The organism is Pseudomonas prosekii, assembly GCF_900105155.1.
GTDB lineage: Bacteria > Pseudomonadota > Gammaproteobacteria > Pseudomonadales > Pseudomonadaceae > Aquipseudomonas > Aquipseudomonas prosekii.
Genome location: NZ_LT629762.1, coordinates 4,875,146 through 4,889,031, shown reverse-complemented (window position 1 = coordinate 4,889,031; position 13,886 = coordinate 4,875,146). Strand labels below are relative to the sequence as shown.

The window sequence follows — 13,886 nt, the reverse complement described above, 5'->3', positions numbered from 1 at the left end:
TGAATGTCGGCGTTCCCCAGTATCGATACCGATGTCCTGCGCACCTTCGTCGCCATCGCCGATTTGGGCGGCTTCACCCGCGCCGGCGAGATGGTCAACCGCACGCAGTCTGCGGTGAGCATGCAGATGAAACGCCTGGAAGAAGACGTGTTGCAGCGCCAGCTGTTCGAGCGCGACGGACGCCAGGTCAAGCTGACCGCCGAGGGCCAGGTGCTGCTCGGCTACGCGCGGCGCATCCTCAAATTGCACAGCGAGGTGTTCAATACCCTGCGCGAGCCGCACATGGTCGGCACGGTGCGCATCGGCACGCCGGACGATTACGTGATGCGTTTTCTGCCGGGGATTCTCTCGCGCTTCGCCAAGTTCTATCCGCTGATCCAGATCGAGGTGCATTGCGAATCGACCCGGCAGCTCTTGCAGCGCCAGGATCTGGACCTGTCGATCGTCACCCGCGAACCCGGCACCGAGATCGGCCAGTTGCTGCGCAGGGAGCGTTTTGTCTGGGCCGAGGCGCAATGTTTCAGCGCCCACGAGCAGACGCCGTTGCCGCTGGCGATGTTCAACAGTGATTGTTTCTGCCGCTTGTGGGCGTGCAATGCGCTGGACGCGATGGGCCGCGATTACCGCATTGCCTACAACAGTTCGAGCCTGTCGGCGTTGATGGCAGTGGTCAGCGCCGGTCTGGCAGTGACCGCGCAACTGGAAAGCCTGATCACCCCGGACATGCGCATCCTCGGTGCCGCCGAAGACCTGCCGCTGCTGCCCGAGGCTTGCATCATGCTCGTGCGCAACCTGCACAATCCGTCGCCGATCACCGAATGCCTGGCCGAGCACATCGTCGAAGGCTTCAAACTTTAAACGCGAGCATCACCGCACAAAGCACCAGAAAACCGCAGAACAGCCCGCGCAGCAGCCGTTCCGGCAAGGCGTGGGCAATTTTCACGCCCCAACTGATGCTCATCAGCCCGCCGATGGCCAACGGCAAACCGATCATCCAATGCACCTGATGATGCACCGCGTAAGTCACCAGCGTGACCCCGGTGCTCGGCAAGGCCAGCGCGAGCGACAAGCCTTGAGCGACCACTTGAGTAGTGCCGAACAGGCTGGTCAGCACCGGCGTCGCCACCACCGCGCCACCGACGCCGAACAATCCGCCCATGGTCCCCGACGCCGCGCCCAGCACGCCGAGCCATGGCCAGGAATATTTCATCTGCGTGGACGCCGGCGCGTTAGCGGTAAACATTCGCACAAGGTTGTAGACGGACAACGCCACCAGAAACGCGACAAATCCTGCGCGCATGGTTTGCGCGTCGATGCCCACCGCCCAGATCGAACCGAGCCAGGCAAAGCAGAATCCCATCGAGGCCAACGGCAACGCGTGACGCAATTCGATCCGGTTGCGCTGGTGATAACGCCACAGCGCCAGCATCACGTTGGGCACGACCATCACCAGCGCCGTGCCTTGGGCGATTTGTTGATCGAGCCCGCACAGCACACCGAGCAACGGAATGGCGATCAGACCACCGCCAATCCCGAACAAACCACCCAAGGTGCCCAGCGCGGCGCCAAAAATCAGATACAGCACAAACTCAATCACAGCCAATTCCTCTCGTCAGGCCTTGCATCCTACGCAGTCGACGCTAGCGGGGAAACGCACAGCAACGCACAATGGCTGTGCCGATATCGCATAAGCGTTGATAAATATGAATCCCAATCAATTGACCGACCAACTCGGGCTGTTTCTCGATGTGCTGGAAACCGGCAGTTTTTCTGCGGCGTCACGGCGTCATCCGCTGACGCCATCGGCGGTGGCGCGGCGCATCGACAGCCTCGAAAGCGCGGTCGGCAGTCAGTTGTTTCTGCGCAGCACTCACGCGGTGCGCGCGACGCCAGCCGGCCTGGCATTTGCCGAGCGCGCGCGGCGGATCGTCGCCGAATTGCGCCTGGCGCGGGCGGAAGCGGTATCGCTGAGCAGCGCGCCTGAAGGGCTGATTCGGGTGGATGCGCCCGCCGCGTTCGGGCGTCGACATCTGGCGCCGGTGATCGCCGATTTCCTGATGCTGTATCCGGGCCTCGACGTGCAATTGCATTTGATCGACAGTTTTGTCGACATGCAGGGTTTGAACCTGGGCAAAGTCGATCTGGTGCTGCGCGCCGGGCAACTGGCCGACACGCGGCTGGTGGCGACACCGCTGGCGAACATGGTGCGCATTGCCTGCGCCAGCCCTGACTATCTGAAACGTCGCGGCGTGCCGACCGATCCGGCGCAGTTGATTGAACACGATGGCCTCGACTGGGACGGCCTCGCCCCGCCCTTCGCCTGGCGTTTCGAGCAAGAAGGTCGGATGCAATTGCATCGCCCGGCGCGCATCCGCATGAGCGCCAATAACGCCGAGGCGCTAGTCTGTGGCGCGCTCGCCGGGCTTGGCATCGCGCATCTGCCGACGTGGCTGGCCAGCGAATATTTGCTGCGCGGCGAACTGCTGCCGCTGTTCTGCGAAAACGGCCTGCCGAAACCGGAGAGCGCCGGCATTTACGCGTTGCGCCTGGAGCAGCAGGCCAGTTCGCGCAGTCGGCTGTTGCTGGAATACCTGAAAACCCGCTTCAGCCCGATTGCGCCGTGGGACTTGGCGCTGCAAGGCACGCTGGCGGGTTACTGACCGAGAATTATCTGGCGCATTAAAGATTCGACCGCTAGATTCATGACGATGACAGATCAAGGCTTTGCGATGACCACCAAACGCGACACCCCGGATACCTGCGACCACCTGCTGCTGGACAATCAGGTCTGCTTCGCCCTGCATTCGACTTCACTGCTGATGACCAAGGTTTACAAGCCATTGCTGCAAGCGCTGGGCCTGACCTATCCGCAGTACCTGGCGATGCTGGTGTTGTGGGAACGGGATGGTCTGACCGTAGGAGAAATCAGCACGCGACTGCTGACCGATCCGGGCTCGTTGACCCCGCTGCTCAAGCGTCTGGAAGTCGAGGGATTACTCAGCCGGACCCGCAGTCGCGAGGATGAACGAGTGGTGATTGTCGAGCTGACCGAGCAAGGCCGGGCGTTGCGCGAGAAGGCCCGAGGGATTCCGCAGTGCATTCTTGGCGCGAGTGGGCAGACGATTCAGCAATTGCAGAAACTGCAGAATGATGTGCAGGAACTGCGCAGCAATCTTCAGGAAAGCCTCTAGCTTTCAGATCATCATACAACCCTTGTGGGAGCGGGCTTGCTCGCGATGGCGGTGCATCAGGCAGTTTTTTGCTGGATGACCTACCGTAATCGCGAGCAAGCTCGCTCCCACATTTGTTTTTGGTGGCTTCACAAAAATATTCATGCCTGAAAAATTCTGGCGCACCGCTCTAACTTGAGGCTCTCCTGCCGAGCGAGTCGTCCAGCGATCTCGATTCAGCACACTTCCTCAAAAATTTATCTTGCGCGCTAAATATTTGCGCAATACATTCACCTCGAACTTACTTAGCGCACAAACAATTAGCGCGAATCATCCAAACCCGGAACGAGGCTCACATCATGCAAACTCTCTACACCGCAATCGCAACTTCCACCGGTGGCCGTGATGGTCGTGCAGTGTCCAGCGACAATATCCTCGACGTCAAACTCGCCACCCCGAAAGAACTCGGCGGTGCTGGTGGTGCGGCGACCAACCCTGAGCAACTGTTCGCCGCCGGTTATTCCGCTTGCTTCATCGGCGCGCTGAAGTTCGTCGCCAGCCAGACCAAGCGCAGCATCCCGAACGACGCCTCGATCACCGCGCATGTCGGCATCGGTCAGATTCCTGGCGGTTTTGGTCTGGACATCGACTTGCATATCAGCCTGCCGGGCCTGGAACAAGCCGATGCGCAGAGCCTGGTCGACGCCGCTCACCAGGTTTGCCCGTACTCCAATGCAACGCGTGGCAACGTTGATGTGCGTCTGCATTTGAGCGTCTGATCAGCGCCAGCAAAAAACCTGCGAGATTGAAGGCTGATCGCGAAACAGCTTTCTTCCAGACACAAAAAAGCCCGACTCAATGGTCGGGCTTTTTCATTCCTGAAGCTGTGCTTATTTAGCACGGCCCTTGTAGGAACCGCCTTCGCGGGTGTCGATTTCGATGCGATCACCGATTTCGATGAAGTCAGCAACCTGCAGCTCAGTACCGTTGCTCAGCTTGGCTGGCTTCATGACTTTGCCGGAAGTGTCGCCGCGAGCGGAACCTTCGGTGTAGTCAACGACGCGCACGATAGTGGTCGGCAGTTCTACGGAAACCAGACGCTCTTCGAAGAAGATCGCTTCGCAAACATCAGTCATGCCTTCTTCAACGAAAGGCAGAACGGCTTCGATGTCTTCAGCGTTCAGCTCGTACATGGTGTAGTCGGTGGTGTCCATGAACGTGTAGGTGTCGCCGCTGATGAAGGACAGGGTCGCTTCTTTGCGGTCGAGGATTACGTCGTCCAGTTTGTCGTCAGCGCTGTAAACGATCTCGGTCTTGTAACCGGTCAGCAGGTTCTTCAGCTTGGTCTTCATGATCGCGCTGTTACGACCGGACTTGGTGAATTCAGCTTTCTGAACCAGCCAAGGATCGTTTTCGAGACGGATCACGGTACCGGGTTTCAGTTCTTTACCAGTTTTCATTGCGAATATCCGAATTTGGATGGGATTTACAAAAATCTAGGTCGCGTATCATATCCAATTTACATAAAACTGTACCAGCGCCGCGGCAAGATCCGCCTGCAAGGCTTGTTCCAGACACCACGCCTCGGCATGATTTTGCAGCTCTGGCCAGTGTTTGCGGGTCGTGAGCCACTGGTCGGTCATGTCCTCGCCGGCGTTCCATGCGCGCCAAAGACTGCTGATTGCCGCGCTCGCAGGCGCTGACAGGCCTTTTGTGTAGAGCGCAAGGAAGGCTTCGAGCTTGTCCAGGTGAATGTCTTCGTCCTGCCGATAGATGTGCCACAGCAGCGGCCGCCCTGCCCATTGCGCGCGAACAAACGAGTCTTCGCCGCGCACCGCGTTGAAGTCGCAGCACCACAGCAGGTGGTCGTACTGGTCCTGACGCACGAATGGCAACACTTGCACGGTCAGGCCATTACGCACATGCACCGCGCCCGCCGCCAGTTCACTGACCCCGAGCCAGCGCTGGACATCGCCGAGAATCCGCCCTTCCGGCACCAGCAAATGCGCAGGCGTGGAATCGCTTGCCAAGGCGTCGAGCCAACTGGCCAATCCGGCATTTTCGTAGGCAAACAGCGAGATCAACTGCGCGTCTGGCGCAGGATCAATGCCTAACCCGTGCAGGAATTGTCGCTGGGCTTCGGGGTCTTGCTGAAACGCCCTGCGCCATTCGAGCAAACCGTTCTCACGCAACAAGCCGCCAGTGCCTTTCTGGAATCCCGGAAAGAAGAAATACTTCTGCACACTTTTGTATTTCACCGACGGCAAACCGTGGCAACCGATGACCCAGTCTTCGGCGCTCAAATAGTCGAGGTTCATCCACAGCGGTGGTTTTTCGCGTGCGGCCATCGCGTCCATGAAGGCGCTGGGCAACTGGCAGGCAAACGCGGCGATGACCACGTCGCCGGCATCGACCGGCTGCCATTCGGTCGGCCATTGACGCACCTCGACACCCTGCTGCCATTGCTGCGCGGCGTCGACATCGATCTGCGGACACAAGCGTTCAAACGCGCGCAAGTCGTCGACCCACAACCGCACATCGACACCGTGCTCGGCGACTAACTGCCGGGCCAGACGCCAGGTCACACCGATGTCGCCGAAGTTGTCGACCACGGTGCAAAAAATATCCCAGCGCCCGCGGTTTTTCATTTGAGGCAGTTCAGGCATTACAACTCCCGTTGGCGAAAACACCGATTGTCCGCATAAATTACCCCGTGCAGAAGAGCCGCCGACGATTAATCTTCGTGCGACAATCGCCAACCATCCGCGATCACCCGCCAGGAGGCAGCCATGCCCTACCGTCCCAACCCGCGCCGTCCGTTGCCGATTCGCCTGAGTGCCGTGCAACTGAGCGGCAGCATTGCCTTGGGCATCTGGCTGGGTTTTCTGGCCATTGCGCTGACCTGTTGGCTGGCCTCGCGCTGGCTCTTTCCCGAGCAATTGGCGCCCGTGGCCCAAGCCGTGCAGCAACTGGCCAAGCCGCCAGCGGTGGTGCAACCGGAGGCTGAAACGCCGATGTTCGAGCAATATCAGCAGAACCTGCGGCAGAACGAGCTGCAGCAAAATCTTGATCAGGCGCGCAGCAATACGCGCAATCTGTCGAACCCCAAATGCCAGTTCTGGCTGCAACAGGACCGCAACGCGCCGAACGAAAAAAGCCGCGCCAACGTCCAGCAATTCTGCGATTGATCATGAACAAGCCTTTCGTCCACCAATTGATTCTCGACAAGCTGCGCATCGATCTCGACATCGCGGAACGCGCGGCGCAAACCGCGTACGAAACCGCGACCCACGAAGAAAACATCGCCGAAAACAAATACGACACGCTCGGTCTGGAGGCGTCGTACCTCGCCGCCGGGCAAGCGAAACGGGTCGAGGAAATCCGTCATTCACTCAATCTGTGTCAGAACCTGATCTTGCGTGCGTATGACGATCAGCGCGGTATCGAAGTCGGCGCCCTGCTGGGTCTCGAAGACGACAAGGGACGCGAGCAATGGCTGTTCCTCGCCCCTGACGCGGCGGGTTTGAAGGTCGATGTGGTCGGGCAACTGGTGACCGTCATCACCCCGCGCTCGCCGCTGGGCAAAAGCCTGCTGGGCAAGATTGAAGGTGATGAGGTGGAGATTCTGGTGGCGGGCGCTCGGCAACAGTTCGCTGTTACCGAGGTGATCTGAAGCTGTTCAGTGGCCTGGCAGTTTAGTGGGCTGGCCGCTTAGTGAACCGGCAGTTCGACGCCGTCGAACAGTTCTTCCAGTTCCTGTTTGTTGTGGCACTGAATGGCTTTGGCCATGACTTCGCGGGTCAGGTGCGGCGCAAACTTCTCGATGAAGTCGCACATGAAACCACGCAGGAATGTGCCGCGACGGAAGCCGATCTTGGTCACGCTGGATTCGAACAGGTCGCTGGCATCGAGCATCACCAGGTCGCTATCGAGTTTGGCGTCCACTGCCATTTTCGCGACGATGCCCACGCCCAGACCCAGGCGCACGTAAGTCTTGATCACGTCGGCGTCAGCAGCGGTGAATACCACTTTCGGCGTCAGGCCACGGTGGCTGAAGGCTTCGTCGAGTTTCGAACGGCCGGTGAAACCGAACACGTAGGTCACAATCGGGTATTCGGCGAGTGCTTCCAGCGTCAATTTCGGCAGTTTGGTCAGCGGGTGGCCCTGCGGCACGACCACGCAACGGTTCCAGCGATAGCACGGCATCATCACCAGATCACCGAACAGTTCCAGCGCTTCGGTGGCGATGGCGAAATCGACGGTGCCGTCCGCAGCCATTTCGGCGATCTGCATCGGCGAACCCTGATGCATGTGCAGGGCAACGTCGGGGTATTGTTTGATGAAATTGCTGATCACTGGCGGCAACGCGTAACGCGCCTGAGTGTGCGTGGTGGCGATCGACAGTGTGCCTTTCTTCTCGTTGGAGAATTCCTGGGCGATCTGCTTGATGCTTTCAACTTTGCGCAGGATCTCGCCGGCGGTGGTGATGATGCGCTCGCCGGCCGGGGTGACGCGGGTCAGGTGCTTGCCGCTGCGGGCGAAAACTTCGACGCCCAATTCGTCTTCCAGCAAACGGATCTGCTTACTGATGCCCGGCTGCGAGGTGTAGAGACTCTGGGCGGTAGCGGAAACGTTGAGGTCGTGGTGCGCCACTTCCCAGATGTAGCGCAATTGTTGAAGCTTCATATGAATCCCTCAAAGCAGGTAGACGCCACGGGCATCAGCGACGGTATATAACTATATTAATGGTTTGAATAATAAATCTAGAACTTTTTTATCAAAACGCCATTATTGGTGTTCTAGCGGTCGCCCTGACGACGACGTTCCACAAGCGGCACCAGATAGACCGGCACCCTCGACAGTTGCACCACCCGCGCGGCCGTGCGGCCCAACGGGGTTTCCGCGCTGGCGCGATGGCTGTGACTTCCTACGATCAGCAAATCCACCGAGAGTTTCTGCGCCTGGTCGAGAATCACCTGCGCCGGATCGCCCTGCACCACCCGTACCGCTTGAATCCGTTCAAGGTCCTGCTCGCCCTCATCCCCCAGCTCTTCACGAAAACTGTCGAGCACCCGCCGCTCGATATTGGCGATCACCGTGCTCAGACCCTGACTGTGAAATTCGTTCAGCGCCTGCTCATCCAGATAACTTTGCAGCACCGACTCGGCGAACAGCCCCATGGGTTCCACGGCGTGCACCACATACAAGTCGGCATTGAATGTTCGCGCCATCGCCAAGGCATGCTGCATCACCAAAGGTGCGTACAGGCCGAGGTCGGTGGCATACAGCATGGAACGAATCATATGACCTCCTTGCGTGCCGACATGGCGGAGATTGATTCAGCTTAGCAGTGCCTTGCCGAGTACGACGGGCCGCGTAACACCTTGACGCGAGGGCTTAAACTTTTTGCTCGTTGCTTATGCCATGTGGCACATGTCCGGTGGCGACCACTTCGCGCGCCAGCTCGCAATGACCGGCCTGATCGTCGAAAAACACGTCGGCGGCGAAGGCTTCGAGGAACGCCGCTTTGGTCAGGCCACCGAGAAACAGCGATTCATCGAGACGAATATCCCATTCGCGCAACGTGCGGATCACCCGCTCATGGGCTGGTGCCGAACGGGCGGTGACCAGCGCCGTGCGGATCGGACAAGACTCATCGGGGAATTCGCGTTGCAACAGATTCAGCGCCGCCAGAAAACCTTTGAACGGGCCGCCGCGCAATGGCTCGCGCGCCGATTCGCGTTCGCTGGCCTGGAACGCTTCCAGCCCGCCGGACTGATAAACCCGCTCCGACTCATCGGAAAACAGCACTGCGTCGCCATCAAAAGCGATGCGCAATTCGTCACTCGCGGCGCGGCTGGCACCGCCCGAGAGAATGGTCGCGGCAGCGAAACCGGCGTCCAGCGCACTGCGCACATCTTCGGCGTGCGTCGAGAGAAACAGGTCGCAACCAAACGCCTTGAGATACGGATAAGGACTGCGCCCACCGACAAACGCCGCGCGGGAAATCGCCAGGCCGTAATGATGAATCGAGTTGAAAACGCGCAAACCGGTGTCGGCGCTGTTGCGCGAGACCAGCACCACTTCGACCCGGGCCCGACCAAGACTGGCGTTCAGTTTCAGCAGTTTTTCCACCAGCGGAAAGGCATCACCCGGCGCGAGAATTTCGTCTTCGTGTTCAATCTGGTACTGCCGATACGCTTCGACACCGCTCGACAAATAGACCTTGTGGCTCTCACTCAAGTCGAACAGTGCGCGCGAAGAAATCGCCAGCACCAACTTGTCATCGATCTCTTTTGCCATGCCTGTTCCCCTGCCCTTTCCTTTAATGTCGCTGCATCGACTCAGACGTTACGTCGATCAATGAAAACCAGCGCCCGGTACAGCGCTTCGATCCGTGGCAATTCACAGCCCGCCGCTTTTGCCGCCGCGAGCGGTCGGGCGTAAATCGCTTCCAGTTCCAGCGGCCGTTTGTGCAGCAAATCGTGGTGCATGCTCGGCCAATAGTCGGGCATTTTTTCGGTCATGCTGAACAGGAAGTCGGCGTAACCGGGCGCGATGTCGTGGCCACAAGCCTTGGCGCCCTGCACCACTTCGCCCATCAGCGACTGGATCAGCGCGCGGCTGTCGGCATCTGCCATCAGCGGCGCGGTGCTGGCGCCGAGTAACACTGACAGACCGTTATAAGGAATGTTCCAGACTAGTTTCTGCCAGCGCGCCTGATGCAGATTGGGCATTGCTTGCGAGTCGATGCCGGCGCTGCGAAACAGTCGGGCGCCCTCCTCGACGATGGCCATGCGCGTTGCCTCATCGTGCGCCGGGCCGCTGTGGTAGCCGACGTTCACCGCGCCGAGGGCTTGATGGGTGATGACGCCAGGGCCTTCACGGTGAACGCAGATCAGGCACAGCCCGCCAAGCAAGTGCAGCGAATCGGGCAACACCTCGCGCAGGCTTTCCTCGACGTCCAGGCCGTTTTGCAGCAACAGGACTTTGGCGCCCGGCGCGGCCGCTTTGGCGATGACCGGCGCGAGACCGGAACTGGTGCTCTTCGCCGCCACCAGCAACCAGTCGCACGGCGGCATGTCTTCAGCGGCTGAATAGGCCTGGACCGGGTTCAGGCTCAGCGCGCCATGCACCGCGCTATTGACCTGCAAGCCTTGCGCGGCGACCGCGGAAAATTCACTGCGAAGCAAAAAGTGCACGTCGAACCCGGCGCGCGCCAGCATCAATCCATAGAAACCGCCGATGGCGCCGGTCCCGATAATGCCGATTCTTGGCTTGGCAACTGCTTGCATCATGGCAATTCCTCTGCAATTCGATTCAACGCCTGCGCCAGCGCTTCATTCAGCTCGGCGACGGTCAGGCGCGACTGTAGCGCGCCAAAAAATTCACCGTCGCGCACCACAAACAGCGCCGGCAATTGAAACACCTCATAACGCTCGACCAGCCCGCCATTGTCGGCGGCGTCGATCCAGCACAAGCGATCGATCGGCAGTTGCAACCTCGGCAATTGCTCGCGGGCATAGCGGCAACTGGCGCAGCCGACACTGGTGAAAATTACCAGCGAAACACCGCTCATCGCCAGCAGCCGTTGGTCGGCGTCGAAATCGGTCAGTTGCATTTCGACCACTATACTGGGGGAAACAATGTCAAATGGGCGACACAGGGAGTCCGTGTTCATGGGACGTTTTCTTCCTCATCCTGTCGATGTGCCCGTGGAGCTGACGCTACTCAAACATGAGTGCATTTCACGGCAACGGCTGCACACTATCAGCCTCGGCGGCATGGCTTGCAATTACCACCGCGCGTGGCGTCATGGCACCGCGCTGGAAGTGCGCATGCCGACCTTGAATCCCGACTTGCGTTATCTGGGCTATGTGGCGTGGTGCCTGCGGCGCAAACGCGGCTATCTGGTGGGCATCGCGTTTGTCGATGAGCAGATGCTGTTCAGCGCGCGAATGGGCGAGCAGGTGTGCCAGATCGAACGTTACTGCCGGCTGCATGAAGCCAACGAAGACTTGCAGGATATTCAGGCGCGCGCGCTCGAATGGGTGCAGGAGCACGCCGACGAGTTCTCCCATGACACGGTTCGCAGGGCTTTTGCTCAGTCTGTGCTGGATTAAACCGGCGTTTGCCCATTGTCTAGCCACGGTGTAACGCGCTAAGGTTCCGCTCCCCGACGCGCTTAATTTGCTGTGCTCCGCCGCGCGGGTTCGCTGGCGGATGGCACCCGTGACCTGACGAGTAAACGATGGCTGATTTACCGATCAACGACCTAAATGTCGCTTCCAACGAAACCCTGATCACTCCGGATCAGCTCAAGCGTGATATCCCTTTGAGCGACGCTGCCCTGCGCACCGTGACCAAGGGCCGCGAAGTCATTCGCAACATTCTTGATGGCACCGACCACCGTCTATTCGTGGTGATCGGGCCTTGCTCGATCCACGACATCAAGGCTGCCCACGAATACGCCGAGCGCCTGAAGACTTTGGCTGCCGAAGTCTCGGATACGCTGTATCTGGTCATGCGTGTGTATTTCGAGAAGCCACGTACCACCGTCGGCTGGAAAGGTCTGATCAACGATCCGTACCTCGACGACTCGTTCAAGATTCAGGATGGTTTGCACATCGGTCGCCAGTTGTTGCTGGACCTGGCCGAGATGGGCTTGCCTACCGCCACCGAAGCGCTGGACCCGATCTCCCCGCAATACCTGCAGGATTTGATCAGCTGGTCGGCGATCGGCGCGCGCACCACCGAATCGCAGACTCACCGTGAAATGGCTTCGGGCCTGTCCTCGGCGGTCGGCTTCAAGAACGGCACCGACGGCGGCCTGACGGTAGCGATCAACGCGCTGCAATCGGTGTCGAGCCCGCACCGTTTCCTCGGCATCAACCAGGAGGGTGGCGTGTCGATCGTCACCACCAAGGGCAATGCCTACGGTCACGTGGTCTTGCGCGGCGGCAACGGCAAGCCGAACTACGATTCGGTCAGCGTCGCGCTCTGCGAGCAAGCGCTGAACAAAGCCAAGATCAAGCCGAACATCATGGTCGATTGCAGCCACGCCAACTCTAACAAGGACCCGGCCCTGCAACCGCTGGTGATGGAGAACGTTGCCAACCAGATCCTCGAAGGCAACCAGTCGATCATCGGCCTGATGGTCGAAAGCCACTTGAACTGGGGCTGTCAGGCGATTCCGAAAGACCTCGCCGATCTGCAATACGGCGTGTCGATCACCGATGCGTGCATCGATTGGGCCGCCACCGAAAACACCTTGCGCAGCATGCATGCCAAGCTCAAGGATGTGCTGCCGAAACGTGATCGCGGCTGATCAACGTCTTCTGGCACGAGATATCGGGCACAAAAAAAACGCCGGGCTGAAAACCCGGCGTTTTTTTATGTCTCGCGTTTACTGGCTCAGTTTCGCCGCGTGCCGCTGGTGGCGTTCCATGTAGCGCTCGACGTAGGAGCACGATGGAATCACCGTGTAGCCCATTTCTTCGGCGTACTGCAGCGCCTGCTCGGTCAATGCCGCCGCAATGCCACGGCCACGCAATGCGTTGGGCACGAAGGTGCGGTAAATATCCAGGGTCTGTTTCCCCAGATCCATATAGGTCAGGTAGGCACGATGACCGTCCACATTGGTCTCGAACTGATGACCAGCCTGGTCATGGTGGATGGACAACGCCTCGCTCATCACTACTCCTCGCGGGTCTTGAATTCTGACCCCTACCTTACCGATGTTTTTCCGGCGAAGGAACATCTACGCCACCCTGTGCCTGAATGGACACCGAGAAGAGCCGCACCGATCTCGCGCAACCTGGGCACTATCAAATAGTAGGCACCATTGGCGAAAATGCTCAAGGTGCGCTCGTCTTGACGTGGGGGTGGCGGGTGCTGCTCCGGGTGATGCAGGGACGGCTCGAGCGGGGATCTTCCCGGGTTCAAGCCTGAACATTGCCGGATATTGAGACTTAAGACGTGCCACCGTTGTTAAAGTCACCTCAACATGCAGAAAGATATGTGAGGTGCTACGCAAAATCCGAACAGAAGTGTAGACGAAAGCATCTAGTCAGACTTTAACAACCAATTGAAATTAGCCTTTGCGCTCAGGGAACTTTTTGCCCGCAGCTCGCTCATCTCGGGGCTTGTAGCTGCATATTTTTTATACAGCGCAGTTAAAAGTTGCTCGAAAAAGAATCAACGCCTACAATTTTTTTGCTTCTTGCTTTACGTCAGTTTACTTACGACAAGTAATGGGTAGTATGTACGCCGGCTATTTCCTCACTCTGAGGAGACAGCTACTTAATAGAAAGTCCTTGAAGGGGAACACGATGAACAACGTTCTGAAATTCTCTGCGCTGGCTCTGGCCGCAGTTCTGGCTACCGGTTGCAGCAGCGTATCGAAAGAAACCGAAGCACGTCTGACCGCTACTGAAGACGCAGCTGCTCGCTCCCAAGCTCGTGCAGACGAAGCTTACCGTAAAGCTGATGAAGCTCTGGCTGCTGCTCAAAAAGCACAACAGACTGCTGACGAAGCTAACGAGCGTGCTCTGCGCATGCTGGACAAAGCTAGCCGCAAGTAATAATCCTTCGGGGTTGTTATCAAGCCGACCCATTTTTGGGTCGGCTTTTTTTATGCCCGGAATTTATCCCCGGCGATAAAAAACCCGCCGACGCGGCCAGCGTCGGCGGGTTGTTTGTCTTCGTGCTGCGCAG

General features: G+C 58.8%; 18 protein-coding genes. 9 read left to right on the top strand and 9 right to left on the bottom strand.

Annotation, left to right across the window (positions count from 1 at the left end; genetic code table 11):
* The first annotated feature begins 3 nt into the window (after nucleotides 1–3).
* A complete protein-coding gene (locus BLU01_RS22275) occupies nucleotides 4–858 on the top strand; it encodes a LysR substrate-binding domain-containing protein (RefSeq protein WP_092279546.1) in 855 nt (284 codons plus the stop codon).
* On the opposite strand, the gene BLU01_RS22270 is transcribed toward BLU01_RS22275, so the two are convergent.
* Entirely contained in the window at nucleotides 848–1,597 is a 750-nt protein-coding gene (locus tag BLU01_RS22270; RefSeq protein ID WP_092279544.1) for a sulfite exporter TauE/SafE family protein, read from the bottom strand. The two genes, BLU01_RS22275 and BLU01_RS22270, sit on opposite strands and share 11 nt — an antisense overlap.
* Before the next feature lie 106 nt (nucleotides 1,598–1,703).
* Between BLU01_RS22270 and BLU01_RS22265 the strand changes: the two genes are divergently transcribed.
* The 3 genes from BLU01_RS22265 to BLU01_RS22255 all read left to right on the top strand — a co-directional run bounded on the left by BLU01_RS22265 (nucleotide 1,704) and on the right by BLU01_RS22255 (nucleotide 3,949).
* Nucleotides 1,704–2,660 (top strand): LysR family transcriptional regulator, encoded by a 957-nt coding sequence (locus BLU01_RS22265; RefSeq protein WP_092279541.1) that lies wholly within the window; start codon nucleotides 1,704–1,706, stop codon nucleotides 2,658–2,660.
* Between the two features lie 69 nt (nucleotides 2,661–2,729).
* Nucleotides 2,730–3,191, top strand: a complete 462-nt coding sequence (locus BLU01_RS22260; protein ID WP_092281696.1) for a MarR family winged helix-turn-helix transcriptional regulator — start codon at nucleotides 2,730–2,732, stop codon at nucleotides 3,189–3,191.
* A gap of 338 nt (nucleotides 3,192–3,529) precedes the next feature.
* Nucleotides 3,530–3,949, top strand: coding sequence for an organic hydroperoxide resistance protein (locus tag BLU01_RS22255; protein WP_092279539.1), 420 nt, complete (start codon nucleotides 3,530–3,532; stop codon nucleotides 3,947–3,949).
* A 111-nt stretch (nucleotides 3,950–4,060) separates the two neighbouring features.
* Here BLU01_RS22255 and BLU01_RS22250 read toward each other — a convergent pair whose 3' ends face one another.
* Nucleotides 4,061–4,630 (bottom strand): elongation factor P, encoded by a 570-nt coding sequence (locus tag BLU01_RS22250; RefSeq protein ID WP_032626910.1) that lies wholly within the window; start codon nucleotides 4,628–4,630, stop codon nucleotides 4,061–4,063.
* A gap of 48 nt (nucleotides 4,631–4,678) precedes the next feature.
* A complete protein-coding gene (gene earP, locus BLU01_RS22245) occupies nucleotides 4,679–5,836 on the bottom strand; it encodes an elongation factor P maturation arginine rhamnosyltransferase EarP (RefSeq protein WP_092279537.1) in 1,158 nt (385 codons plus the stop codon).
* 123 nt (nucleotides 5,837–5,959) lie between these two features.
* Here earP and BLU01_RS22240 point away from each other — a divergent pair, with 123 nt between their 5' ends.
* Nucleotides 5,960–6,358, top strand: a complete 399-nt coding sequence (locus BLU01_RS22240; protein ID WP_092279535.1) for a hypothetical protein — start codon at nucleotides 5,960–5,962, stop codon at nucleotides 6,356–6,358.
* Nucleotides 6,359–6,360: 2 nt separating this feature from the next.
* The gene (locus BLU01_RS22235; RefSeq protein WP_092279533.1) at nucleotides 6,361–6,843 is read left to right on the top strand and encodes a GreA/GreB family elongation factor; all 483 of its coding nucleotides are present in this window, start codon (nucleotides 6,361–6,363) and stop codon (nucleotides 6,841–6,843) included.
* A gap of 38 nt (nucleotides 6,844–6,881) precedes the next feature.
* On the opposite strand, the gene cysB is transcribed toward BLU01_RS22235, so the two are convergent.
* The 5 genes from cysB to BLU01_RS22210 all read right to left on the bottom strand — a co-directional run bounded on the left by cysB (nucleotide 6,882) and on the right by BLU01_RS22210 (nucleotide 10,851).
* Nucleotides 6,882–7,856 (bottom strand): HTH-type transcriptional regulator CysB, encoded by a 975-nt coding sequence (gene cysB, locus BLU01_RS22230; protein ID WP_092279531.1) that lies wholly within the window; start codon nucleotides 7,854–7,856, stop codon nucleotides 6,882–6,884.
* Between the two features lie 113 nt (nucleotides 7,857–7,969).
* Nucleotides 7,970–8,473: a universal stress protein gene (locus BLU01_RS22225; RefSeq protein ID WP_092279528.1), complete on the bottom strand. Its 504-nt coding sequence runs from the start codon at nucleotides 8,471–8,473 to the stop codon at nucleotides 7,970–7,972.
* A gap of 94 nt (nucleotides 8,474–8,567) precedes the next feature.
* Nucleotides 8,568–9,473 carry a 5'-nucleotidase gene (locus tag BLU01_RS22220; protein ID WP_092279526.1) on the bottom strand — a complete coding sequence of 302 codons (906 nt, stop codon included), beginning with the start codon at nucleotides 9,471–9,473 and terminating at the stop codon, nucleotides 8,568–8,570.
* Nucleotides 9,474–9,514: 41 nt separating this feature from the next.
* Complete coding sequence (locus BLU01_RS22215; protein WP_092279524.1) at nucleotides 9,515–10,468, bottom strand: putative 2-dehydropantoate 2-reductase; 954 nt, start codon at nucleotides 10,466–10,468, stop codon at nucleotides 9,515–9,517.
* Nucleotides 10,465–10,851 carry a thioredoxin family protein gene (locus BLU01_RS22210; protein ID WP_092279522.1) on the bottom strand — a complete coding sequence of 129 codons (387 nt, stop codon included), beginning with the start codon at nucleotides 10,849–10,851 and terminating at the stop codon, nucleotides 10,465–10,467. The genes BLU01_RS22215 and BLU01_RS22210 overlap by 4 nt, the downstream gene beginning before the upstream one ends.
* On the opposite strand from BLU01_RS22210, the gene BLU01_RS22205 reads away from it, so the two are divergent.
* Nucleotides 10,850–11,293 (top strand): PilZ domain-containing protein, encoded by a 444-nt coding sequence (locus tag BLU01_RS22205; protein WP_092279520.1) that lies wholly within the window; start codon nucleotides 10,850–10,852, stop codon nucleotides 11,291–11,293. The two genes, BLU01_RS22210 and BLU01_RS22205, sit on opposite strands and share 2 nt — an antisense overlap.
* 128 nt (nucleotides 11,294–11,421) lie before the next feature.
* Nucleotides 11,422–12,498: a 3-deoxy-7-phosphoheptulonate synthase gene (locus BLU01_RS22200; protein ID WP_092279518.1), complete on the top strand. Its 1,077-nt coding sequence runs from the start codon at nucleotides 11,422–11,424 to the stop codon at nucleotides 12,496–12,498.
* 78 nt (nucleotides 12,499–12,576) lie between these two features.
* Here BLU01_RS22200 and BLU01_RS22195 read toward each other — a convergent pair whose 3' ends face one another.
* Entirely contained in the window at nucleotides 12,577–12,864 is a 288-nt protein-coding gene (locus BLU01_RS22195) for a GNAT family N-acetyltransferase (RefSeq protein ID WP_020800382.1), read from the bottom strand.
* 637 nt (nucleotides 12,865–13,501) lie between these two features.
* On the opposite strand from BLU01_RS22195, the gene oprI reads away from it, so the two are divergent.
* A complete protein-coding gene (gene oprI / locus BLU01_RS22190) occupies nucleotides 13,502–13,753 on the top strand; it encodes an outer membrane lipoprotei OprI (RefSeq protein ID WP_002553018.1) in 252 nt (83 codons plus the stop codon).
* Nucleotides 13,754–13,886 lie beyond the last annotated feature (133 nt).

Bases quoted from the DNA above. Each gene is read 5' to 3' on its own strand.
- BLU01_RS22275 (WP_092279546.1), top strand. From the start codon at position 4: ATGTCGGCGTTCCCCAGTATCGATACCGATGTCCTGCGCACCTTCGTC.
- BLU01_RS22265 (WP_092279541.1), top strand. From the start codon at position 1,704: ATGAATCCCAATCAATTGACCGACCAACTCGGGCTGTTTCTCGATGTG.
- BLU01_RS22260 (WP_092281696.1), top strand. From the start codon at position 2,730: ATGACCACCAAACGCGACACCCCGGATACCTGCGACCACCTGCTGCTG.
- BLU01_RS22255 (WP_092279539.1), top strand. From the start codon at position 3,530: ATGCAAACTCTCTACACCGCAATCGCAACTTCCACCGGTGGCCGTGAT.
- BLU01_RS22250 (WP_032626910.1), bottom strand. From the start codon at position 4,630: ATGAAAACTGGTAAAGAACTGAAACCCGGTACCGTGATCCGTCTCGAA.
- earP (WP_092279537.1), bottom strand. From the start codon at position 5,836: ATGCCTGAACTGCCTCAAATGAAAAACCGCGGGCGCTGGGATATTTTT.
- BLU01_RS22240 (WP_092279535.1), top strand. From the start codon at position 5,960: ATGCCCTACCGTCCCAACCCGCGCCGTCCGTTGCCGATTCGCCTGAGT.
- BLU01_RS22235 (WP_092279533.1), top strand. From the start codon at position 6,361: ATGAACAAGCCTTTCGTCCACCAATTGATTCTCGACAAGCTGCGCATC.
- cysB (WP_092279531.1), bottom strand. From the start codon at position 7,856: ATGAAGCTTCAACAATTGCGCTACATCTGGGAAGTGGCGCACCACGAC.
- BLU01_RS22225 (WP_092279528.1), bottom strand. From the start codon at position 8,473: ATGATTCGTTCCATGCTGTATGCCACCGACCTCGGCCTGTACGCACCT.
- BLU01_RS22220 (WP_092279526.1), bottom strand. From the start codon at position 9,473: ATGGCAAAAGAGATCGATGACAAGTTGGTGCTGGCGATTTCTTCGCGC.
- BLU01_RS22215 (WP_092279524.1), bottom strand. From the start codon at position 10,468: ATGATGCAAGCAGTTGCCAAGCCAAGAATCGGCATTATCGGGACCGGC.
- BLU01_RS22205 (WP_092279520.1), top strand. From the start codon at position 10,850: ATGGGACGTTTTCTTCCTCATCCTGTCGATGTGCCCGTGGAGCTGACG.
- BLU01_RS22210 (WP_092279522.1), bottom strand. From the start codon at position 10,851: ATGAACACGGACTCCCTGTGTCGCCCATTTGACATTGTTTCCCCCAGT.
- BLU01_RS22200 (WP_092279518.1), top strand. From the start codon at position 11,422: ATGGCTGATTTACCGATCAACGACCTAAATGTCGCTTCCAACGAAACC.
- BLU01_RS22195 (WP_020800382.1), bottom strand. From the start codon at position 12,864: ATGAGCGAGGCGTTGTCCATCCACCATGACCAGGCTGGTCATCAGTTC.
- oprI (WP_002553018.1), top strand. From the start codon at position 13,502: ATGAACAACGTTCTGAAATTCTCTGCGCTGGCTCTGGCCGCAGTTCTG.